Source organism: Saccharothrix mutabilis subsp. mutabilis (assembly GCF_039521145.1).
Classification (GTDB): Bacteria; Actinomycetota; Actinomycetes; order Mycobacteriales; family Pseudonocardiaceae; genus Actinosynnema; species Actinosynnema mutabilis.
On sequence record NZ_BAAABU010000004.1, the window covers coordinates 349963 to 370163 of the forward strand.

General features: G+C 71.6%; 25 protein-coding genes. 18 read left to right on the forward strand and 7 right to left on the reverse strand.

What is annotated here, in order from left to right; genetic code table 11:
* Positions 1–15 precede the first annotated feature (15 nt).
* Together ABD126_RS12600 and ABD126_RS12605 are read left to right on the forward strand one after the other, a co-directional pair.
* Positions 16–591 (forward strand): hypothetical protein, encoded by a 576-nt coding sequence (locus ABD126_RS12600; RefSeq protein ID WP_343933950.1) that lies wholly within the window; start codon positions 16–18, stop codon positions 589–591.
* 106 nt (positions 592–697) lie between these two features.
* On the forward strand, positions 698–1486 hold the full coding sequence (locus tag ABD126_RS12605) for a DUF4097 family beta strand repeat-containing protein (RefSeq protein ID WP_343933951.1): 789 nt from the start codon (positions 698–700) through the stop codon (positions 1484–1486).
* Here the strand turns inward: ABD126_RS12605 and ABD126_RS12610 are convergent.
* Positions 1483–1659: a hypothetical protein gene (locus ABD126_RS12610; RefSeq protein ID WP_343933952.1), complete on the reverse strand. Its 177-nt coding sequence runs from the start codon at positions 1657–1659 to the stop codon at positions 1483–1485. The two genes, ABD126_RS12605 and ABD126_RS12610, sit on opposite strands and share 4 nt — an antisense overlap.
* Before the next feature lie 165 nt (positions 1660–1824).
* Here ABD126_RS12610 and dnaK point away from each other — a divergent pair, with 165 nt between their 5' ends.
* The 4 genes from dnaK to ABD126_RS12630 are packed head-to-tail and all read left to right on the forward strand — an operon-like array spanning position 1825 to position 5962.
* A complete protein-coding gene (gene dnaK / locus ABD126_RS12615; RefSeq protein WP_343933953.1) occupies positions 1825–3678 on the forward strand; it encodes a molecular chaperone DnaK in 1854 nt (617 codons plus the stop codon).
* On the forward strand, positions 3675–4346 hold the full coding sequence (gene grpE / locus ABD126_RS12620; RefSeq protein ID WP_343933954.1) for a nucleotide exchange factor GrpE: 672 nt from the start codon (positions 3675–3677) through the stop codon (positions 4344–4346). Before dnaK ends, grpE begins: the two co-directional genes overlap by 4 nt.
* Before the next feature lie 21 nt (positions 4347–4367).
* On the forward strand, positions 4368–5537 hold the full coding sequence (dnaJ, locus tag ABD126_RS12625) for a molecular chaperone DnaJ (protein ID WP_343933955.1): 1170 nt from the start codon (positions 4368–4370) through the stop codon (positions 5535–5537).
* Positions 5534–5962, forward strand: coding sequence for a heat shock protein transcriptional repressor HspR (locus tag ABD126_RS12630; protein WP_343933956.1), 429 nt, complete (start codon positions 5534–5536; stop codon positions 5960–5962). The genes dnaJ and ABD126_RS12630 overlap by 4 nt, the downstream gene beginning before the upstream one ends.
* A gap of 5 nt (positions 5963–5967) precedes the next feature.
* Here the strand turns inward: ABD126_RS12630 and ABD126_RS12635 are convergent, their stop codons facing one another.
* The 3 genes from ABD126_RS12635 to ABD126_RS12645 form a co-directional block, all read right to left on the reverse strand.
* The gene (locus ABD126_RS12635; RefSeq protein WP_343933957.1) at positions 5968–7071 is read right to left on the reverse strand and encodes an FAD-binding oxidoreductase; all 1104 of its coding nucleotides are present in this window, start codon (positions 7069–7071) and stop codon (positions 5968–5970) included.
* Between the two features lie 485 nt (positions 7072–7556).
* Positions 7557–7937 (reverse strand): VOC family protein, encoded by a 381-nt coding sequence (locus tag ABD126_RS12640; RefSeq protein ID WP_343933958.1) that lies wholly within the window; start codon positions 7935–7937, stop codon positions 7557–7559.
* 42 nt (positions 7938–7979) lie between these two features.
* Positions 7980–8357: a VOC family protein gene (locus ABD126_RS12645; RefSeq protein ID WP_343933959.1), complete on the reverse strand. Its 378-nt coding sequence runs from the start codon at positions 8355–8357 to the stop codon at positions 7980–7982.
* Between the two features lie 158 nt (positions 8358–8515).
* On the opposite strand from ABD126_RS12645, the gene clpB reads away from it, so the two are divergent.
* The 6 genes from clpB to ABD126_RS12675 all read left to right on the forward strand — a co-directional run bounded on the left by clpB (position 8516) and on the right by ABD126_RS12675 (position 14405).
* On the forward strand, positions 8516–11098 hold the full coding sequence (clpB, locus tag ABD126_RS12650) for an ATP-dependent chaperone ClpB (protein WP_343933960.1): 2583 nt from the start codon (positions 8516–8518) through the stop codon (positions 11096–11098).
* Between the two features lie 71 nt (positions 11099–11169).
* Entirely contained in the window at positions 11170–11865 is a 696-nt protein-coding gene (locus tag ABD126_RS12655) for a type III secretion system chaperone family protein (protein WP_121224211.1), read from the forward strand.
* The gene (locus tag ABD126_RS12660; RefSeq protein ID WP_343933961.1) at positions 11862–12641 is read left to right on the forward strand and encodes an SDR family NAD(P)-dependent oxidoreductase; all 780 of its coding nucleotides are present in this window, start codon (positions 11862–11864) and stop codon (positions 12639–12641) included. Before ABD126_RS12655 ends, ABD126_RS12660 begins: the two co-directional genes overlap by 4 nt.
* A gap of 104 nt (positions 12642–12745) precedes the next feature.
* Positions 12746–13099 (forward strand): hypothetical protein, encoded by a 354-nt coding sequence (locus ABD126_RS12665; protein ID WP_343933962.1) that lies wholly within the window; start codon positions 12746–12748, stop codon positions 13097–13099.
* The gene (locus ABD126_RS12670) at positions 13096–13983 is read left to right on the forward strand and encodes a WXG100 family type VII secretion target (protein ID WP_343933963.1); all 888 of its coding nucleotides are present in this window, start codon (positions 13096–13098) and stop codon (positions 13981–13983) included. The genes ABD126_RS12665 and ABD126_RS12670 overlap by 4 nt, the downstream gene beginning before the upstream one ends.
* Positions 13980–14405, forward strand: coding sequence for a hypothetical protein (locus ABD126_RS12675; RefSeq protein WP_343933964.1), 426 nt, complete (start codon positions 13980–13982; stop codon positions 14403–14405). The genes ABD126_RS12670 and ABD126_RS12675 overlap by 4 nt, the downstream gene beginning before the upstream one ends.
* A gap of 147 nt (positions 14406–14552) precedes the next feature.
* Here the strand turns inward: ABD126_RS12675 and ABD126_RS12680 are convergent, their stop codons facing one another.
* Positions 14553–15125, reverse strand: a complete 573-nt coding sequence (locus tag ABD126_RS12680) for a hypothetical protein (RefSeq protein ID WP_343933965.1) — start codon at positions 15123–15125, stop codon at positions 14553–14555.
* 53 nt (positions 15126–15178) lie between these two features.
* Between ABD126_RS12680 and pyrE the strand changes: the two genes are divergently transcribed.
* The 4 genes from pyrE to ABD126_RS12700 are packed head-to-tail and all read left to right on the forward strand — an operon-like array spanning position 15179 to position 17638.
* Complete coding sequence (pyrE, locus tag ABD126_RS12685; protein WP_121224223.1) at positions 15179–15733, forward strand: orotate phosphoribosyltransferase; 555 nt, start codon at positions 15179–15181, stop codon at positions 15731–15733.
* 1 nt (position 15734) lies between these two features.
* On the forward strand, positions 15735–16427 hold the full coding sequence (locus ABD126_RS12690) for a hypothetical protein (RefSeq protein WP_343933966.1): 693 nt from the start codon (positions 15735–15737) through the stop codon (positions 16425–16427).
* Positions 16428–16483: 56 nt separating this feature from the next.
* Complete coding sequence (locus tag ABD126_RS12695) at positions 16484–16870, forward strand: DUF2784 domain-containing protein (RefSeq protein ID WP_343933967.1); 387 nt, start codon at positions 16484–16486, stop codon at positions 16868–16870.
* Positions 16871–16921: 51 nt separating this feature from the next.
* Positions 16922–17638: a hypothetical protein gene (locus tag ABD126_RS12700; RefSeq protein ID WP_343933968.1), complete on the forward strand. Its 717-nt coding sequence runs from the start codon at positions 16922–16924 to the stop codon at positions 17636–17638.
* Here the strand turns inward: ABD126_RS12700 and ABD126_RS12705 are convergent, their stop codons facing one another.
* Positions 17639–17776: a hypothetical protein gene (locus tag ABD126_RS12705; protein ID WP_343933969.1), complete on the reverse strand. Its 138-nt coding sequence runs from the start codon at positions 17774–17776 to the stop codon at positions 17639–17641.
* A gap of 18 nt (positions 17777–17794) precedes the next feature.
* Between ABD126_RS12705 and ABD126_RS12710 the strand changes: the two genes are divergently transcribed.
* Together ABD126_RS12710 and ABD126_RS12715 are read left to right on the forward strand one after the other, a co-directional pair.
* Positions 17795–18346 carry a TrmH family RNA methyltransferase gene (locus ABD126_RS12710; RefSeq protein WP_343933970.1) on the forward strand — a complete coding sequence of 184 codons (552 nt, stop codon included), beginning with the start codon at positions 17795–17797 and terminating at the stop codon, positions 18344–18346.
* A gap of 25 nt (positions 18347–18371) precedes the next feature.
* Positions 18372–19448, forward strand: coding sequence for a glycoside hydrolase family 76 protein (locus ABD126_RS12715; RefSeq protein ID WP_343933971.1), 1077 nt, complete (start codon positions 18372–18374; stop codon positions 19446–19448).
* On the opposite strand, the gene ABD126_RS12720 is transcribed toward ABD126_RS12715, so the two are convergent.
* Positions 19429–20199, reverse strand: a complete 771-nt coding sequence (locus ABD126_RS12720) for a sugar phosphate isomerase/epimerase family protein (protein ID WP_343933972.1) — start codon at positions 20197–20199, stop codon at positions 19429–19431. The two genes, ABD126_RS12715 and ABD126_RS12720, sit on opposite strands and share 20 nt — an antisense overlap.
* Between the last annotated feature and the right edge of the window lie 2 nt (positions 20200–20201).

Genomic DNA, 20201 nt, shown 5'->3' on the forward strand with positions numbered 1-20201 from the left:
GGGACACTGGGTGGTATGAGGTTCGCCGGGCGTGAGTCGTGGCAGGTGTCCCACGGCACGAACCAGACGGTCAACACCGCTCTGTTCCTGCGGGACACGCTGGCGCTGTCGGTCGACACCGTGCCGGAGCTGCCCGGCCTGGACCCGTCGGTCCCGGTGTTCGTGCCGCCCGGGGTGGACCGGGCGGGCGCGGCGGAGGAGTGGCTCGGCTGGTGGGCCGACGTGCTCGACCACGCCCGGACGGAGGTGCCCTCGGCGGCGGCCCCGATCGACCCCGCCGGGCCTTCGCTGGCGGTGCGGCCCGCGCTGCGGGCCGCGGTGATCGCCCTGCGGGACGCCGCCGCCGAGTACGAGCGGGTGCACGCGAACCGGACGCCCGGTGCGCTGCCGATCGGTGAGGTCGTGCGCGGGGTGGAGAACCGGATCGGGCGGTACGTGAAGCCGTTCCGGCTGGTGATCACGGTGGTGTCGGTGCAGGGGTTGGTCTGGGAGCGGATGACCGAGTCGCACGTCATCGCCTCCGAGCGGTTCCTGGGCGACCCCGCCCGGTGCGCGCCCGCCCTGCGGGCCGTCGTGGAGTCCCTGGCCTGAGGGTAGGGACAGCCCCAGTACGGGCCGGGGGTCTTCCCGGTGTTCCGGCGCGTGTGCGGACGCATAGGTTTGGTGGGCGTTCAAGGGCTGGAGCTAGGGGGCAGTGGTGGGCAAGCGGGTCGCGGTGGCGGTGCTCGGGGTGGTCGTCGGTGTCGGGGCCGCGGCCGGGTGCGTGCGGTTGGTCCAGGAGACGTTCTCCGACCAGGGCAGCGTCACCGAGAAGGTGGTGGCCGTCCGGGTGCAGAACGACTCCGGCCGCGTCACCGTGCGCGGGCGGGACGGGGTCGCCGCGGTGGAGGTCAAGCGGACCGTCCAGTACTCCCGCAACGACGACAAGCCGTCCGGGCAGACCCACCGCGTCGAGGGCGACACGCTCGTGCTCGACGACTGCGGGCGGAACTGCTCGGTGGACTACGAGGTCACCGTGCCCGGCAAGGACGTGAAGGTCCTCGGCGAGAACGGGTCGGGCGACCTGACGTTCGAAGGGGTCGCGAGCGTCGACATCAGGCTCGGCTCGGGCGACGTGACCGTGCGGGACGTGACCGGGTCGGCCAAGGTCGAGAACGGCTCGGGGGACGTGACCGTCTCCAACGTCGCCGGCGCGTTCCACGGGGACGTCGGCTCCGGGCGGGCCAAGCTGACCGACATGCGGGGTGAGGTGTCGGTCGTCAACAACTCCGGGGACGTCGAGGTCGGCATGGCGGCCGTGCAGGCCGTGCACGCCGAATCCGGGTCCGGGGACGTGCACGTCCGGCTGCCGAAGGCGACCTACCGCGTCGAGGCCGAGACCGGCAGCGGCGAGCGGACCGTGGGGGTGGCCAGCGACCCGGCCGCGACCGTGACCGTGGTGGCGAAGTCCGGGTCCGGGGACGTGAGCGTGCAGCCCGCCCCCTAGGCGTTCTGCTCGTACGCCGCCCGCAGCAGGGCCTCCACCTCGCCGTCCACCCCGCCGTCCACCTCGTCGGCCCCGGTCAGCGCCACCCTGTGGGTGGACTGGCCGGGGCCGCCGGGCGTGAGCGGCGTCGACGTGTTCCGCGCCGGTCGGCTCGACCCGGCCGGCGGCGGCATTCGAGTGTCCCGGATCACGCCACGGCGGGAACACCCGAACGGCCCCGTCCGTTGGACAGGCAGAGAAATTGAGCCCAGTGGACTCAAGTCCGCAGATCCTGGCAAACTTGAGCGCACGCCGCTCAACGCGGGGCTCTCACAGACGCACTACCAGGAGGAATCCAAATGGCGCGAGCGGTCGGCATCGACCTGGGGACGACCAACTCCGTCGTCGCGGTTCTCGAGGGTGGCGAGCCGACGGTGATCGCCAACTCCGAGGGTTCGCGGACGACCCCGTCCATCGTCGCGTTCGCCAAGAACGGCGAGGTGCTCACCGGTCAGCCCGCCAAGAACCAGGCGGTGACCAACGTCGACCGGACCATCCGGTCGGTCAAGCGGCACATCGGCACGAACTGGACGACCGAGATCGACGGCAAGAAGTACACGCCGCAGGAGATCAGCGCGCGCGTGCTGATGAAGCTCAAGCGCGACGCCGAGGCGTACCTGGGCGAGGAGATCACCGACGCCGTGATCACCGTGCCCGCCTACTTCGAGGACGCGCAGCGCCAGGCCACCAAGGAGGCCGGCCAGATCGCGGGCCTCAACGTGCTGCGCATCGTCAACGAGCCCACCTCCGCCGCCCTGGCCTACGGCCTGGACAAGGGCGAGAAGGAGCAGACCATCCTGGTCTTCGACCTCGGTGGCGGCACGTTCGACGTCTCGCTGCTGGAGCTGGGCGACGGCGTCGTCGAGGTCCGCGCGACCTCCGGTGACAACCACCTCGGCGGCGACGACTGGGACCAGCGCGTCGTGGACTGGCTGGTCGAGCGCTTCAAGCAGTCCAACGGCATCGACCTGACCAAGGACAAGATGGCCCTCCAGCGGATCCGCGAGGCCGCCGAGAAGGCCAAGATCGAGCTGTCCAGCTCGTCGCAGGCCACCATCAACCTGCCCTACATCACGGTCGACGCGGACAAGAACCCGCTGTTCCTGGACGAGACGCTGTCCCGCGCCGAGTTCCAGCGCATCACCAACGACCTGCTGGAGCGCACCCGCGCCCCGTTCAACAACGTGATCAAGGACGCCGGCATCTCCGTCGGCGACATCGACCACGTGGTGCTGGTCGGCGGCTCCACCCGCATGCCGGCCGTGGCCGAGCTGGTCAAGGAGCTGACCGGCGGCCGTGAGCCGAACAAGGGCGTGAACCCGGACGAGGTCGTCGCGGTCGGCGCGGCGCTCCAGGCCGGTGTGCTCAAGGGCGAGGTCAAGGACGTCCTGCTGCTCGACGTCACCCCGCTGTCCCTGGGCATCGAGACCAAGGGCGGCGTGATGACCAAGCTCATCGAGCGCAACACGACCATCCCGACCAAGCGGTCCGAGATCTTCACCACGGCCGACGACAACCAGCCGTCCGTGCAGATCCAGGTCTTCCAGGGCGAGCGCGACTTCGCCGCGGACAACAAGAAGCTCGGCATGTTCGAGCTGACCGGCCTGCCGCCGGCGCCGCGCGGCGTCCCGCAGATCGAGGTCACCTTCGACATCGACGCCAACGGCATCGTGCACGTGTCCGCCAAGGACATGGGCACCGGCAAGGAACAGCGGATGACGATCACCGGCGGCTCGGCGCTGCCGAAGGACGACATCGACCGCATGATCAAGGACGCCGAGGCGCACGCCGAGGAGGACAAGCGCCGCCGCGAGGAGGCCGAGGTCCGCAACCAGGCCGAGACGCTGGTCTACCAGACCGAGAAGGTCGTCAAGGAGAACGACGACAAGATCCCGGCCGAGGTCAAGGACAAGGTCAAGGCCGCGATCGAGGAGACCAACGAGGCCCTCAAGGGCACCGACATCGCCAAGGTCCGCACCGCGGTGGAGAAGCTGGCCACCGAGTCGCAGGCGATCGGCCAGGCCATGTACGCGGGCGCCGCTCCCACCCCGGGCGCGCCGGCCGGTGACGGCGCCTCCGCGCCGGGCGCCGGTGACGCCAAGGCCGACGACGTCGTGGACGCCGAGATCGTGGACGAGGACGAGAAGAAGTGACCCGGCCCGAGGAGCAGCCGCACGTGGTGGTGCGCGACCGTCGCCGCATCGACCCGGAGACCGGTCAAGTGCGCCCGCCGGCCGCGGACGCCGAAGCGACCGGGCCCGCCGCCGAGGAGGTTCCCGTGGCCGAAGGCGCCGCCGACGCGGACGGGGGTGGCCGCCACGCCGCCCCCGACGCCGAGCCCGCGGAGGTCGACCCGGCCGCCGAGCTGAAGGCCCAGCTCGACGAGCGGACCGCGGACCTCCAGCGCCTCACCGCCGAGTACGCCAACTACCGCAAGCGCGTCGAGCGCGACCGGGAGCTGGTGGTCACCACGGCCAAGGCGCAGGTGGCCGCCGACCTGCTGGCCGTGCTCGACGACGTCGAGCGGGCCGACGCGCACGGCGACCTGACCGGCGCGTTCAAGGCGGTCGCGGACAAGCTGGTCGGCGCGCTGACCAAGGCCGGCCTGGAGCCGTTCGGGCACGAGGGCGAGGAGTTCGACCCCTCCGTGCACGAGGCCGTGCAGCACGCCACGTCCCCGGACGTGAGCGGGCCGACCGTGACGGCCGTGCTGCGGCGCGGCTACCGGTTCGGCGACCGGGTGCTGCGGCCCGCGCTGGTCGGGGTCACCGACCACGAGCCGGCCGCGGCGGAGGAACCGACCGGACAACAGCAGGACTGAGCGAGAGGGGGCGGCGTCCGGATGAGTGCTCGGGATTGGATCGAGAAGGACTTCTACCGGGAGCTGGGCGTCTCCTCCGACGCCTCGGCCGACGAGATCAAGAAGGCGTACCGGAAGTTGGCGCGGGAGCTGCACCCCGACGCCAACCCCGGTGACGCCAAGGCGGAGGCGCGCTTCAAGTCGGTCTCCGAGGCCTACGGCGTGCTGTCCGACGCCGCCAAGCGCAAGCAGTACGACGAGGCCCGCCGCCTGTTCGCGGGCGGCGGCGGCTTCCCGGGCGGGTTCGGGCAGGGCGGCGGCTTCGACGTCGGCGACCTGTTCGGCCGCGCCGGGCAGCAGACCGGTGGCATGGGCGGCCTGGGCGACCTGCTCGGCGGCCTGTTCAACCGGCGCGGCGGCGGCACGTCCGCCTCGGCGACCCGGCCCCGGCGGGGCGAGGACGTCGAGACCGACGTGCGGATCGACTTCACCGAGGCGGTCAAGGGCGCGACCGTGCCGATGCGGCTGTCCAGCCCGTCGACGTGCTCGACGTGCTCGGGCTCCGGCGCGCGGCCGGGCACCTCGCCCCGGACCTGCACCAACTGCGGCGGCGCCGGCCTGGTGACCCGCAGCCAGGGCGCGTTCGCGTTCTCCGAGCCGTGCACCGACTGCCGGGGCACCGGCCGCGTCGTCGACGACCCGTGCCCGGAGTGCGGCGGCGACGGCGTCTCCACCAAGACGCGCACGCTGACCATCCGCATCCCGGCGGGCGTGGACGACGGCCAGCGCATCCGCCTGGCCGGGCAGGGCGAGCCGGGCCGCAACGGCGGTCCCAGCGGCGACCTGTACGTCCGCGTGCACGTCAACCCGGACCCGGTGTTCGGCCGCAGCGGCAACAACCTCACCGTCACCGTCCCGGTGACGTTCCCCGAACTGGCGCTGGGCACGACGTTGACCGTGCCCACGCTCGACGGCAAGGTGACCTTGAAGGTGCCCGCCGGCACGGCGTCGGGCCGGGTGCTGCGCGCCAAGGGCAAGGGCATCGCCAAGCGGGACGGGCAGGTCGGCGACCTGCTCATCACGCTGCAGGTGGCGGTCCCGAACAACATGGACGCGGCGGCCCGCGAGGCGCTGGAGGCCTACGCCTCGGCGACCGCGCGGCACGACCCGAGGGCGGACCTCAACGCCTTGGTGGAGAAGAGGTCGACATGACTTTTCCGTTCCCCCCGGGAACAGACGAGGACACGCCGTTCTTCGTGATCTCCGTGGCGGCGCAGCTGTCCGGCCTGCACGCCCAGACCCTCCGGTCCTACGACCGGATGGGGCTGGTGTCGCCGGGGCGGACCCCCGGCGGTGGTCGGCGGTACTCGATGCGGGACATCGTGCTGTTGCGCGAGGTCCAGCGGCTCTCCCAGGAGGAGGGCGTGAACCTGGCCGGGATCAAGCGGATCATCGAGTTGGAGAACGAGGTCGGGGCGCTGCGGGCGAAGGTCTCCGAGCTGACCGAGCAGCTGGCCCAGGCGTTGGCGGCGGCGGAGCACGCGGCGGCTTCGGTGCACCGGTCGCTGCGCCGCGACCTGGTCCCGGTCCGCCAGGAGACCGCCCTGGTCGTCTGGAAGCCGAACCGGAAGCGCTGACGCGGTCAGTCGAGGGTGAACGGGTCGTACTTGATGCGGTCCAGCGGGGTGCCGGCCACGAGCATGCGGGACACCGTCGCCCTGATCATCGACGGCGAGCCGCACACCAGGACGTCCCGGTCCTCCCACGCGCCGTAGCGGGTGACCACGTCGGCCAGGGTGCCCTGCTCGACGCCCCGCGCGCCCGGGTCGGACTCCAGGACCGGGACGACCGTGAGCCACGGGTTGGTCATCGCGAAGCGCTGGAGGTTGTCCAGGTCGTAGAGGTCCTCGCGGGTCCGGCCGCCCACGAACAGGTGGGTCCGCGGGTTCTCGCCCCACTGGGCCATCTCGTCGACGATCGCGTGCATGGGGGCCACGCCCGTGCCGCCGGCGACCATGAGGACGTCGCGGCCGGACTTCCGGTCCACGTGCAGGCGGCCCATCGGCGGGCCGATGCGCCACACGTCGCCCGGCTGGGTGTGGCCGACGATGGAGCGGCTGACCCAGCCGCCCTCCACCGAGCGGATGTGGAACTCGATGATGCCGTCCTCGCGCGGGGCGTTGGCCGGCGAGAAGTACCGCCACAGCCGCGCCCGCTGGGGCGTCTCCACGCTCACGTACTGGCCGGCGCGGTAGCCGACGGGGTGGTCCGGCTGCAGGCGCACCACGGCCAGGTCCCAGCTCACCCGCTGGTGCTCCAGCACGGTGGCGTGCCAGTACGCCGGCCCGTCGTCGGCCGCCGCCGCCTCCTGCATGGCGCGGGCCATGATCGTGTAGGCCTCGGCCCACGCCAGCTCGACCTGGGGCGTCCAGGCGGGGCCGGCGTGCTTCTTCACCGCGGCCAGCAGGGCGGTCCCGACCGACTCGTAGTGCACGTTGACCACGCCGAACTTGCGGTGGTCGCGGCCGAGTTGGCGCAGGAAGGGGATCAGGTCGTCCGGTCGGTCGACCATCTGGACGACGTGGACCAGTGCGCGCAGCAGGCGGCTGCGCTGCACCTCCATGTTCGCCGGGAACATCTCACGGGTGGCCGGCGCGAGGCTGAAGAGCATTCCGTAGAAGAACTTGGCGACCTCTTCGGCGCGCGGCTCGACGACCGCCCAGCTCTCCCTGATCAGGCGCACCATTGCGGTGACACCCGGTGGGGGCTCTCGGTGGGGCGGGCTCGGGATGGGGCTCAACACAGCGTTCGCAGTCATGGTCCGGGCGCAGTCTCCACGTTTCCAGCGCCGTCAGCAAGGCGCATCGTCCTCGTCAAGCTTCCATCCCCGACGAACCGAGGCTAACCCGTCAACTGGCCGACTGACTCCTTGATGCCACCTTCGAGTGCAGTGCGATCACGGTCGGTTGCCGACCGTTCGTCCCATCGAGCGAACATTCGTGATGACCTGTACCGGGTCTGCGGATTGCGTCCAACCGAGAGGCGAGTACCCCGCCCGAGCACGCGTTTAACGGGTCCCCGAGATCGCGTGCGGCGGGGGTCTCACCCTCTTGGTCGCACTGGTGCCGCACCGGTGCGGAGATCCGCTTCGGCCTGTGGATTCACACCTGGGGATTGTGGATAACAGGGGTGCGCGTGTGGACAACGCGTTGCGACATGTGGGTGACGGGGTCAGGAGGTCGCGGCGCGCTCGGCTGCGCTGCGTTCGACGCAGAACTCGTTGCCCTCGGGGTCGGCGAGCACGACCCAGCCGGTGCCGTCGGGGCGGCGCTGGTCGTCCACCAGGGTGGCGCCGAGGCCGCGCAGCCGTTCCACCTCCTCGTCGCGGGTGGTGTCGGGCTGGAGGTCGAGGTGGAGGCGGTTCTTCACCGACTTGCCCTCGGGGACCTGGATGAACAGCAGGCTCGGGCCGGTCGGCAGCTCGACCAGGCACTCCGCGTCGCCGGGCTCGTCCTCGTCCGAGACGGGGTGGCCGGTGACCTGGCTCCAGAAGGTGGCGAGGGCGTAGGCGTCTTCGCAGTCGACGGTGATGTGGTGCAGCAGTGAACTCATGCGCAGATCTTGATGCGGGCGTGCGGACGGGCGCACGCGCATTTACCCGCCGTACGGGACGGTGATGATCTCCAGGCTGTGCCCGTTGGGGTCGTCGAAGTAGACGCCCCGGCCGCCGTCGTGGGTGTTGATCTCGCCGGGCTGCCGGTGGAACGGGTCCGCCCAGTACGGCAGGCCGCGCTCCTTGACGCGCCCGAAGATGGCGTCGAAGTCGTCGTCGCCCACCAGGAACGCGTAGTGCTGCGGCGTGATGTCCCCCTCGACCGCCATGACGTCGAGGGAGACCTCGTTGTCAGTGCCGACGACGAGGAACGGGCCGTAGGGGGTGGCGGGTGCGAAGCCGAAGACCTCGACCAGGAAGTCGGCGGTGGCGCGGGCGTCGCGGGCGGACACGATCGTGTGGTTCAGCTTGACGGTCATGGCACCGACGCTAGGACTTCGAGTTCGGTCGAGGTCAAGGGTGGTCGTGGCGGGCGTCACACCACTTGGGTTAGGTTGAGTGGAACGGACTCAACTTTTCTGACGTTGAGGTGAGTGGTAGCCGGTGGTGCGCCGGAAACACGCGACCGAGGTGAGGCATGGACGCTTTCAACCCGACCACGAAGACGCAGCAAGCCGTGTCCGCGGCGGTTCAGGCGGCGACGATCGCGGGCAACCCCGACGTCACCTCGGTCCACCTGCTCGGCTCCCTGCTCGCGCAGGGCGACGGGCTGACCGCGCCGCTCCTGTCCGCTGTGGGGGCCGACCCCAAGCAGGTGCACAAGGAGTTGGAGCAGCTCAGCCGCGCGCTGCCGGCGGCCAGCGGGTCGAGCGTGTCCGCGCCGCAGTTCTCCCGGGACGCCGTGCGCGTGCTCGGGCGGGCGCAGGAGCTGGCCACCGAGATGGGCGACGAGTACGTGTCCACCGAGCACCTGCTGGTGGGCCTGGCCCAGCACGGCGGCCAGGTCGCCGACCTGCTGCGGCGGCACGGCGCGAGCCCGGAGGCGTTGAAGGAGGCGTTCGGGAAGGTGCGCGGGTCGGCGCGGGTGACCAGCCCGGACCCGGAGGGCACCTACCAGGCGCTGGCGAAGTACGGCGTCGACCTGACCGAGCGGGCCCGCAAGGGCGAACTCGACCCCGTGATCGGGCGGGACACCGAGATCCGCCGGGTCGTGCAGGTGCTGTCCCGGCGCACCAAGAACAACCCCGTGCTGATCGGCGAGCCCGGCGTCGGCAAGACCGCGATCGTGGAGGGCCTGGCCCAGCGGATCGTGGCCGGCGACGTGCCGGAGTCGCTGCGCGGCAAGCGCGTGGTGGCGCTGGACCTGGGCGCGATGGTGGCGGGCGCGAAGTACCGCGGCGAGTTCGAGGAGCGGCTCAAGGCCGTGCTCAAGGAGATCACCGACTCCGCCGGCCAGGTCATCACGTTCATCGACGAGCTGCACACCATCGTGGGCGCCGGCGCGACCGGCGAGTCCGCGATGGACGCCGGCAACATGATCAAGCCGATGCTGGCGCGCGGCGAGCTGCGCATGGTCGGCGCGACCACCCTGGACGAGTACCGCGAGCACGTGGAGAAGGACCCGGCGCTGGAGCGGCGGTTCCAGCAGGTGCTGGTGGGCGAGCCGTCGGTGGAGGACACCGTCGGCATCCTGCGCGGCCTGAAGGACCGGTACGAGGTCCACCACGGCGTGCGCATCACCGACTCGGCGCTGGTGGCGGCGGCGACCCTGTCCGACCGGTACATCACCGCCCGGTTCCTGCCGGACAAGGCGATCGACCTGGTCGACGAGGCCGCGTCCCGGCTGCGCATGGAGATCGACTCCCGGCCGGTCGAGATCGACGAGGTCGAGCGGGCCGTGCGCCGGCTGGAGATCGAGGAGATGGCGCTGGCCAAGGAGTCCGACGCCGCCTCGGTCGAGCGGCTGGCCGCGCTGCGCGCCGAGCTGGCCGAGAAGCGCGAGGCGCTGGCCGCGCTGACCGCGCGCTGGCAGAACGAGAAGACCTCGATCGAGAAGGTCCGCGACCTCAAGGAGCAGCTGGAACAGCTGCGCGGCGAGTCCGAGCGGGCCGAGCGCGACGGCGACCTGGGCCGGGCCGCGGAGCTGCGGTACGGGCGCATCCCGGCGCTGGAGAAGGAGCTGGAGGCGGCGACCCGCAGCACGCAGGACGCGGCCGTGATGCTCAAGGAGGAGGTCGGCCCGGACGACGTGGCGGACGTGGTGTCGGCGTGGACCGGCATCCCGGCCGGGCGGCTGCTGGAGGGCGAGACCGCCAAGCTGCTGCGCATGGAGGAGGAGCTGGCCCGGCGCGTCGTCGGCCAGGCCGAGGCCGTGCGCGTGGTGTCCGACGCGGTGCGCCGCACGCGCGCCGGCGTCGCCGACCCGGACCGCCCGACCGGCAGCTTCCTGTTCCTCGGCCCGACCGGCGTCGGCAAGACCGAGCTGGCCAAGGCGCTGGCGGAGTTCCTGTTCGACGACGAGCGGGCGATGATCCGCATCGACATGAGCGAGTACTCCGAGAAGCACTCGGTGGCCCGGCTCGTCGGCGCGCCCCCCGGGTACGTCGGCTACGACCAGGGCGGTCAGCTCACCGAGTCGGTGCGGCGGCGGCCGTACAGCGTCGTGCTGCTCGACGAGGTCGAGAAGGCTCACCCGGACGTGTTCGACGTGCTGCTGCAGGTCCTGGACGACGGCCGGCTGACCGACGGCCAGGGCCGCACGGTGGACTTCCGCAACACGATCCTGGTGCTGACCTCGAACCTGGGCTCGCAGTCCATCGCCGACCCGGCCCTGGACGAGCGGCAGCGCAACGACGCGGTCATGAACGTCGTCCGCCGCCACTTCAAGCCCGAGTTCCTCAACCGCCTGGACGACGTGGTCGTGTTCCACTCGCTGGCCACCGAGGAGCTGACCTCGATCGTGGACATCCAGATCGGGCGGCTGGGCAAGCGCCTGGCCCAGCGGCGGCTGGCCCTGGAGGTCACGCCCGCGGCCCGCGACTGGCTGGCCCTGAACGGCTTCGACCCGGTGTACGGCGCGCGGCCGTTGCGGCGGCTCGTGCAGTCCTCGATCGGGGACCAGCTGGCCAAGGAGCTGCTGTCCGGCGAGGTCCGCGACGGTGACACGGTGAAGGTCGACGTGGTGGACGACCAGTCCGGGCTCATCGTCGGAAGGGGTTGATCCCCGGCGGAGGCGCGCCACCGGACACATGATCTTCGTTTTGGTCGGTGTCTCCCGCTACCCTCGCACCCGTGGGCATACCGGCGTGGGTCTGGTTCACCGTCGCCGCGGTCGCGGGGGTGGCGGGGTTCGCCCTGCTCGCCACCGACCGGGCGCAGCGAACCGCGCGTAACCGGGAGCGGCGCAGGTGGGCCGCTCTGCGTGGCTGGCAGTTCGAGGAGACCGACCACGTGCTGCCCACACGGTGGGAGAGCGGGGCGATCGCCTACTACGGCACGGGCGTCGCGAAGGACGTGGTGGCCGGCTCGACGTTCACCGCGGACGGCCGCCGCCAGGTCTACGTGCTCGACCACGAGACCGGCGGCAAGGTCAACTCCGTGCTGGTCGGCGTGCGCTGCCGCCGCCCGGTGAACGTCGTGGTCGAGCTGTGGCTGCCCAGCGTGCCGTTCCAGCGCGACCAGATGCCCGACCTGCTCGGACCGGTCGGCTCGCGGTACGCGTTCGTCAGCGAGCTGCCCGCCGCCCGCAAGCTCATCACGCCGGACCTGGTCGACGCCGCCGAGGAGATCGGCGCGGACGTCACCGTCGTCTGGCTGGAGAACGACTGGGTGATGGCGGCGGCCCCGCCGAACTCCTCACCCGCCCGACTGGAACGACTGCTGCGCGACCTGGGGGAGCTGGCTGACGTGGTCGACCCGTTCGACGCCGACCCGGACACCGACACCGGTGGCGAGGTCCACCGCCCGCAGTTCGGCCGCAAGCCGTGACCCCGCCGCTGGCCCTGGTCACGGGCGCGACCGCGGGCATCGGCGCCGCCTTCGCGCGCCGGCTGGCCGCCGAGGGGCACGACCTGGTCCTGGTCGCGCGAGACGTGGCGCGGCTGGAGAAGACCGCCGCCGAGCTGCGCGAACGCCACGGCGTGGCGGTCGAGGTGCTGCCCGCCGACCTCGCCGACGACACCAGCCGGGGCAAGGTCGAGGAGGTCCTGGCCGAGCGCCCGTTCGACCTGCTGGTCAACAACGCCGGGTTCGCGCTGTCCGGCGAGTTCTTCGCCTCCGACGCCGACCGGCTGGAGAGCCAGCTCTCGGTCAACGTCAAGACCGTGCTGCGGCTGACCCGGGCCGCGCTGCCCGGCATGGTGGAGCGCCGCCGCGGCGACGTGGTGAACGTGTCCAGCATCGCGGGTTTCCTGCCCGGCCGGGGTTCGACCTACAGCGCCGACAAGGCGTGGGTGACGGCGTTCTCCGAGGGCATGGCGCAGGCGACGGCCGGCACCGGCGTGCGCGTGCTCGCCCTGTGCCCGGGGTTCGTGCGCACCGAGTTCCACCAGCGGGCCAAGATCGACATGTCCGGCACGCCCGCGTTCCTGTACCTGGACGCGGACCGCGTGGTGCACGACTGCCTGGCCGACCTGCGCGCCGGCAAGCAGCTGTCCATCCCGGGCTTCCAGTACAAGGCCATCGCGACGATCAGCCGGCTGATCCCGCGCCCGCTGCTGCGCCGCATCGCCTCCCGGGCCGGCAACGCCCGCGGTCGAACGTGAGCGAAGCTCCTGATCAGGGCCGGTGAAATCGGCCAAGATCACCGGGAACCGGGCACCCGTCCGGCTCGTCCCACTCCCCGAACTGGAGGAGGAGGGAACCGTCCATGGGTGAAGGCTTCCACGTCGAGCCGGCCGAGTTGCGGGGCTACAGCGAGCTGCTGACCCGCAACGCGCAGCACTTCACGACCATCAAGGACCACGCGGTCACGAAGGGCGGCGACACCTCGGGCTTCACCGGGTTGCTCTCGCTGCTCCAGCCGATCGTGACCGGCGTCGCCAACCTGTACGGGGAGACGCTGGACTTCGCGAACCAGATGATGACCAAGGAAGCCGAGGGCCTGGCCAAGGCCGCCGACATGTACCAGAAGGGCGAGGAGCTGGCGCTGAGCGTCCTCGACCGGGTGCTCGCGGAGCTGGCCAACGTCGCCGAGGCGCCGACCCTGGGTGGTGGCAAGTGACCGCGTACGCCGACGTCGAGGACCCCTCCGTCGCCCTCAACGCCGCCGCCGAGGACCGGCCGGGCCGGCAGTCCACCAAGGAGCTGATCGAGAAGGCCGGGTGGAAGATCCAGGGCGTCAACTGGATCTACGAGCAGGTCACCGGCGAGAACCTGCTCGACGCGCTGATCAAGCCGCTGCTCGGCGACTTCGAGAAGATCGACGAGAACGCCAACGCGTGGGACCGGACCGCCAAGGCCCTGGACTCCGTGCGGCACAACGTCGACGCGGGCGTCGACCAGCTCAACCCGCACTGGAACGGCGACGCCGCGCAGGCGTTCGAGGCCCGCATGAAGACCATGTGGACCCTCGCCATCGAGGCCGACTCGCAGATCGCGCGGATCATCGGCAACAAGTTCCGGTCCACCGCCAACACCTGCCGCAAGGCGTGCGGCCTGGCGCTGACCCTGCTGGACATGCTGATCAGCAAGCTGCTCGAAGCGGCGATGACGGCGTGGATCCCGGTGGTCGGCTGGGGCCGCGCGGTGTGGATGGTCTACGACGCCATCCAGATCGTGGACGCCATCCGCAAGATCATCATCTCCATCCAGACGCTGATCGAGGGCGTCCAGGGCATGATCGACGGCATCGTCGCGATGGGCACCGCGCTGTCCAAGCTCAAGGACGTGCGCGACGTCAACGACCTGCTCGACGTGGTCGACGGCTACCAGGACGGCAAGGAGAAGTTCGACAACGGCATGGCCGCGGCCAAGTCCGGCGCGTTCGGCGTCGCCTGGAACGGCTACAAGCTGGGCAAGGCCGGCCACTCGGCGGGCAACCGCTACAACCAGGCCCCGCCGCCCGCGCCCGAACCCGCGCCCGCGCCGTCCGGAGGTGGCCAGTGACCTTCCCCTACGACCGCGAGCGCCTTAACGCGCTGGTCGCCGAGGTGGACGCGCGCCTGGAGAACGTGGACAAGGTCTCCCGCGAGGCGAGCAAGGTCCAACTGCGCTCGTCGGGCCTGTCCCAGGCGGACCTGGCCGAGATCAACCGCGCCGCCCACGGCCCCAACGCGCCGCGCGAGCTGCGCGAACTGGCCCGCCGGGTGGACGCCGGCGAGATGTCGTGGCAGGACATCGCCTCGGGCCGGGCGGTCGACGACCCCGGCGTGCAGGCGGCCCTGGCGACCGGCGTGCCGGACCTCCAGCGGGCGTACACGCAGCTCCAGGAGGGCAACGACCCGGAGGACGTCGTGGAGTCGGGCCGCCCCCGCCGCGGCGGCGGGGACGACGACGAGCCCAGCAGCTTCACCGAAGACGCCTGGTAACCCGCACGACCCACCCGCGCCGCGGGTCTGCGGGTGTCGCAGGCGTCGCGGGCGTCGCGGGCGTCGCAGGTCGAGCGGGATTGTCGGTCCCTCGTGGGACCATGGCAGCGGGGGCCGGAGGCCGGCCCCCGCCGCCGCGCGCCCGGCTCAGGCGCTGGTCGGGAAGTCGAAGCCGCCGCCGCTCGTGTGGTTCGTCCCGATGCCGCGCACCACGTCGAACGCGAGCGCCGTCGCCAGCGCCAGCGACCGCACCGGCTCCGGCGTGCCCGGCCGCAGCCGCAGCACGTCCCGCCGCACCCGGCCGTTCGCGCCCTTCGCGAGGGCGCCCGGGGTGAACGTCGCCACGTCGGTCAGCCCGCACAGCCGCCGCCCGCCCGGGTCCAGCAGGGCGTAGGACCCCCGCCCCTCCCGGCGCACCGAGCCGACGGGCGTCCCGTCCGGCCGCGACACGCGCGTCGGCGGCTTGCCCGCCCCCTTGTGCACCAGCAGCAGCACCTGGCCCTGCGGCGAGGTGACGGCGAGGTCGTAGACGGTGCGCCCGGAGAACCCGGTGGCGCGCAGCAGCTTGCGCAGCGGACCGAGGAACTTCCGGTCGGCCGCGGTCGCCAGCGGCACGCCGTGCTCGGTCAGGGCGGTGGTCCGGTAGCGCGTCCCGAACAGGTGCCGGCCAGCGCCCCAGGGCTGCTCGATGACGAGTGTGTCGGTGCCGAACAGGTTCACGGTGTGCCAGCGTACGGACGCGTATGACAGTCTTGGACCCCGTGCGAACTGAAGTGGTTCTGGACGCCGGTGCCAAGGCCGAGCTGGCCCGGTTGGTGAGCGAGCTGGCCGTGGTGCACGGCAAGGTGACGTTGTCCTCCGGCGCGGAGGCCGACTACTACATCGACCTGCGCCGCGCGACGCTGCACCACGCCGCCGCGCCGCTGATCGGCAAGCTCCTGCGGCAGCTCACCGCCGACTGGGACTACGTCGCGGCGGGCGGACTGACGCTCGGCGCGGACCCGGTGGCGTGCGCGATGATGCACGCCGCGGCGGCGGCCGGCGAGGTGCTCGACGCGTTCGTCGTGCGCAAGGAGACCAAGAAGCACGGCATGCAGCGGCGCATCGAGGGCATCGAGGTCGCGGGCCAGCGGGTGCTCGCCGTCGAGGACACCTCGACCACGGGCGGCAGCGTGCTGACCGCGGTGGAGGCGCTGCGCGAGGCCGGCGCGACCGTGGTGGGCGTCGCGACGGTCGTGGACCGCGGCACGGTGGCCCGCGAGGTCATCGAGGCGCAGGGCCTGTCCTACCGCTACCTGCTCGACCTGGCGGACCTCGGTCTGGCCTGACATGTCCTCCGCGGTGGTGTTGTTGCTGGTCGTCGTGGCGATCCTCGGAGTGGGCGTCGCCGTGGGGGTGGCGCGGCGCAAGCGCAACCCGTTCACGAACCCGCAGTTCGTGAACCAGTGGGAGCAGCGGATGCGCGCGCTGGAGGCGGCCCTGGGCTGGCGGTTCGTCGCCGAGGACCAGGGCTTCCAGGAGCGCGTGCCGCAGATCGGCCGGATGCTGGAGGCGGACCGCAGCCGGGTCCGCTTCCAGCTCGTCGGCGCGTGGCGGGGCGTGCCGGTGCTGGCCGTCGAGGTGCTGCTGCGCACGGACAACACGGTGACCACGGAGTACCGCACGTACTCGGTGGTCGTCGTGCCGCGCCCGATGCCGGGCCCGTGGGTGCTGATCAGCCCGCGCGAGGACAGCGTGTGGGGCATCTTCGAGCAGTTCACGGCCACCGGCGACCCGGCCTTCGACGCCCGCTACGAGGTCCGCCGCAAGAACCCGGCCTTCGCCGGCGCCCTGCTCGGCTCGGGCCTGCCCCAGGCGTTGCTGACCGACCCGCGGGCGGCGGGCGTGGCCATCGCGTTCGACGAGCACAACCTGGCGGCGGCCGTCCCCGCGCCGCTGGTGCAGGCCCCGTTGGCGCACCTGGCGGACCTGCTGCTGGACATCGCGGGCCGGGTGCCCTGGCAGGCGCTGCCCCGCGGCTGAATTTTCGCGGGCGTCCGGTGGGGGTGCGGCCTACCCTGGGGTACAGGGAGGTCGTGATGGTCGCGCGGGCGCTCGCCGAACTGGTCATGGTGCTCCACTTCGGCGTTCTGGGCTTCCTGGTGGTCGGCGGTTTCCTGGCGTGGCGCTGGCCGCGGCTGGTGTGGTTCCACGTGGCGATGGCGGTGTGGGGCGCCTTGATCGTCACCTTCCCCCTGGCCTGCCCGTTGACATGGCTGGAAAACGCCTTCCGCACGGCGGCGGGGCAGGAGCCGTTGCCGACCGGGTTCATCGACACCTACATCGACGGGGTGCTCTACCCGGAGTCGGCGGCGCCGACGGTGCAACTCGTGGTGGCGCTGTGCGTGGTGGTGTCGTGGGTCGGGTACTACGTCAAGCGGCGGGCTGAACACACAACTCCCCACCACCCGGAGACTTGTCGCTGAACCGGCGCAATACCCAGTTGCGCTGTTCGAGCTACAGTTCGTCCATGTCGGGTGCTCACCGATCTACCCTTCGGCATGACCAGAGAAATTGAGCCGAGGAATGTGGGCAGAGGGCAGTATGGGCGTCTGTTGGCGCTCTACTGCGATGTTCTCGAGAAGGAGTTGGGCCACCGCTGGCGAGTCGTCGCATGGTCGCAGGAGTCGCGGATCAACGAGGACGGGGACGTTCGTCAGCGGCTCGCGGTCACGATCGAGGCGGACTGCGACCGGATGGTGTTCCTGAGCTTCACCAACCGCGTGAACTGGGATTGGCCCGACCTCAGGCACCTGGTCACGGTGGACGTGCGCACGCCCGAGGTTCACGGCATCGGGGGCACGCGGCTCGTCACCACCGATCACTGGATCCGTGTGGGAATGGTCAAGACGTTCGTGCACCTCGACAGCCCGTTGGTGCGCGGTGAGCAGTTCACGTTCCTCGTCGACGTGTTCTGGCCGGAAATGTGCCTCCCTTTCGCGCGAGGTCATGAGCCGGACGTCTTTCTCGTGTCTTTTGGTGAGGTGGCGGAGCTGATCAGTTACACCGTCGTGTTGCCGGCCGAGTTCACTGCGAAGCTCGACCACGTGGGGCTCGATCCCCGACGCGACAGCTATGCGCTGGTCATGCGCAGCGGTGCGGACGGGACGGTCGAGGTCTCGCTCACGGTTCGAGACGTACCGGCGTACCGAAAGGTCGGTCTCCGGATCGATCGGCCTGCGCTGGGTGCCTGACTACCATCCCGGCTCGTGGGTGAGCAGGTTGTCCTGGAGGGGTTCCACGCGGTCAAGCATGCGGTTCGGTTTGGGGCTGTTGTGCGGACCGTGGTCGTGGTGGATCGGGGTGAGGCGGTCGGGTTCGCCCGGTCGCATGCGCCTGATCTTGTTGAGTTGTTCAACGATCGAGCCGTCGAGGTGGGGCTGGACGAGTTCGTCCGGGTGGTCGGCAAGGCGCACCCGACCGGGGTCGGGGGGATTGTTGAACGACCGGAGTGGGGGATTGTTGAACGATCCTCACCGCTGGTGCTGCTGGACAACCCGCGGAACCTCGGCAACTTCGGCGCGGTGATCCGGGTGGCCGCCGGGTTGGGTGCCGGGGGTGTGGTGTCGATCGGGGACGTGGATCCGTGGCACCCGAACGTCCTGCGCGGCAGTGCCGGGTTGCACTTCGCCCTGCCTGTGCTTCGGCTGGCGGGAGTCGAAGAGCTGGAAGGCGAGGTGATCGCCTTCGACGCTGACGGCGAGGACCTCAAGCACGCGCGGATACCGGACGACGCCGTCCTCGCCTTCGGGTCCGAACGGCACGGGCTCTCCGACGCGGTCCGGGAGCGGGCCGACCGGGTCGTGTCCCTGCCGATGCGCCCGAAAGTGTCCAGCTACAACCTGACCACCAGCGTCGCCATGGCGCTCTACCACTGGGAACTCTTCCGACGAGCTTCTTGACCGATCCAGTCGCGAAGCTTGATCCGTGACGACGCCGAAGCTCCTCGCCGCCCGCGCGGGCGTGGCCGAACGGGCCGTCGAGTCGCGGCACCTGCGGCGCGTGTGGGGGCTCCCCGGCACCGCGCTCGGCGCGGTCGCCTGGCCGGCCACCTGGTCCGCCCGCCTGCACGTCCGCTTCGGCTACTGGTGGCAGGCGCACCTGCTCGACTGCGTCCTCGACGCCCAGCTCCGCTCCCCGCGCGAAGCGCGCCTCAAGCTCATCCGCCGACTGGTCCGCGGCATCCGCGTCCGCAACCTGGTCGGCTGGACCAACGACTACTACGACGACATCGCCTGGCTCGGCCTCGCCCTCCAGCGCGCCGCCCACGCCGGCGTCCACAAGCCCCACGCCATCGACGCCATCGCCCAACGGCTCCGCGCCGGCTGGACCGACCACGGCGGCGGCGGGATCTGGTGGAAGCGCGACGACGACTTCAAGAACGTCCCCGCCAACGGCCCCGCCGCCATCTTCCTCGCCCGCCTCGGCGGCAAGGGCGACCTCGGCCGCGCACGCTCCACTGTGGACTGGATCGAGGAGTGGCTGCGGGACGAGGAGACCGGGCTGTTGTTCGACGGCCTGCACGTCCACCCCGACGGCACGGTCCGCGAGGTCGAGCGCAACCTCTACACCTACTGCCAGGGCGTGGTCCTCGGCGCGTGCGTCGAACTCGGCTCCACGCAGTACAAGGACCGCGCCGCGCGCATCATCACGGCCGTGGACAAGCACCTCGCCGACGACGGCGTCCTGCGCGGCCACGGCGGCGGTGACGCCGGCCTGTTCACCGGCATCCTCGCGCGCTACCTCGCCCAGGCGGCGCTGCGGCTCGACCGGCCCGAGGCGGCGAAGGCGGCCGACCTCGTGTTCACGTCCGCGGACGCCCTGTGGGGCAACCGCAGCGCGGCCGTCAGCGGACCGCTCTTCGGTCCACAGTGGACCGAACCGGCGGGCGACCCCGACCCCGCGAGCGCCGAGCGCGACCTGTCCGTCCAACTCGGCGGCTGGATGACGCTGGAAGCCGCGGCCCTGTTGGAGCGCAACGACATCACGCCGCTACGGCGCTGATCCACCCCAGCAGCACGGCCGCGTCCTCCCGGAACCGCGCCGGCGAGTCGTCGGCCACGAACTCCAGCAGCACGTGCCGGTCCACCCCGTCGCGCGCCAGCTCCGCCAGCACCGGCCGCCACAGGTCCTCCCGCGCCGCCAACGGCAACCGGTCCGCGCCGCCACCGGGTCCCCACGAGAACACGTGCGCGGTCGTCAGGCGCGGCAGCAGCGTGCGCACCTCCTCCACCGCGCTCGCCACGTCCTGCCCGCCGCGCGGCTGCCAGTACGGCACCACCGACCCGTGCCCGACCTCCGCGTACAGGCGGGTCGCCGACTCCAGCGTGTCGGTCAACGTGTCGCGGTGGTGCTCCACGGCGATCCGGATGCCGTAGTCCTCCGCCCGCACCGCCGCGTCCCGGATCGCCGCCACGACCCGCGCCCGCCGGTCGGGAGGCGTCCGCGCCGAGCCCGTGTTCCCCGCCCACACCCGGATCCGCGGCGCGCCCAGCTCCGCCGCCGTCGCGAGCACCCGCGGCCACTCCTCGGCGTCGGTCACGCCCGCCCGGTAGTACGACCCGTACGCGGACACGCTCAGCCCCGCGTCGGCGCACCGGTCGCGGGCGTCCCGCGCGGCGGGCAGGTCGTGCGGCGGCACGTGCACGTCGCCGCCCCACTCGACGGCCCACAGACCGCACGACCGCGCCAGGTCCACCACCTCGGGAACGGGGAGCGCGCGGAAGGTCACCGAAACCAGGCCGGGTACCAGCACCC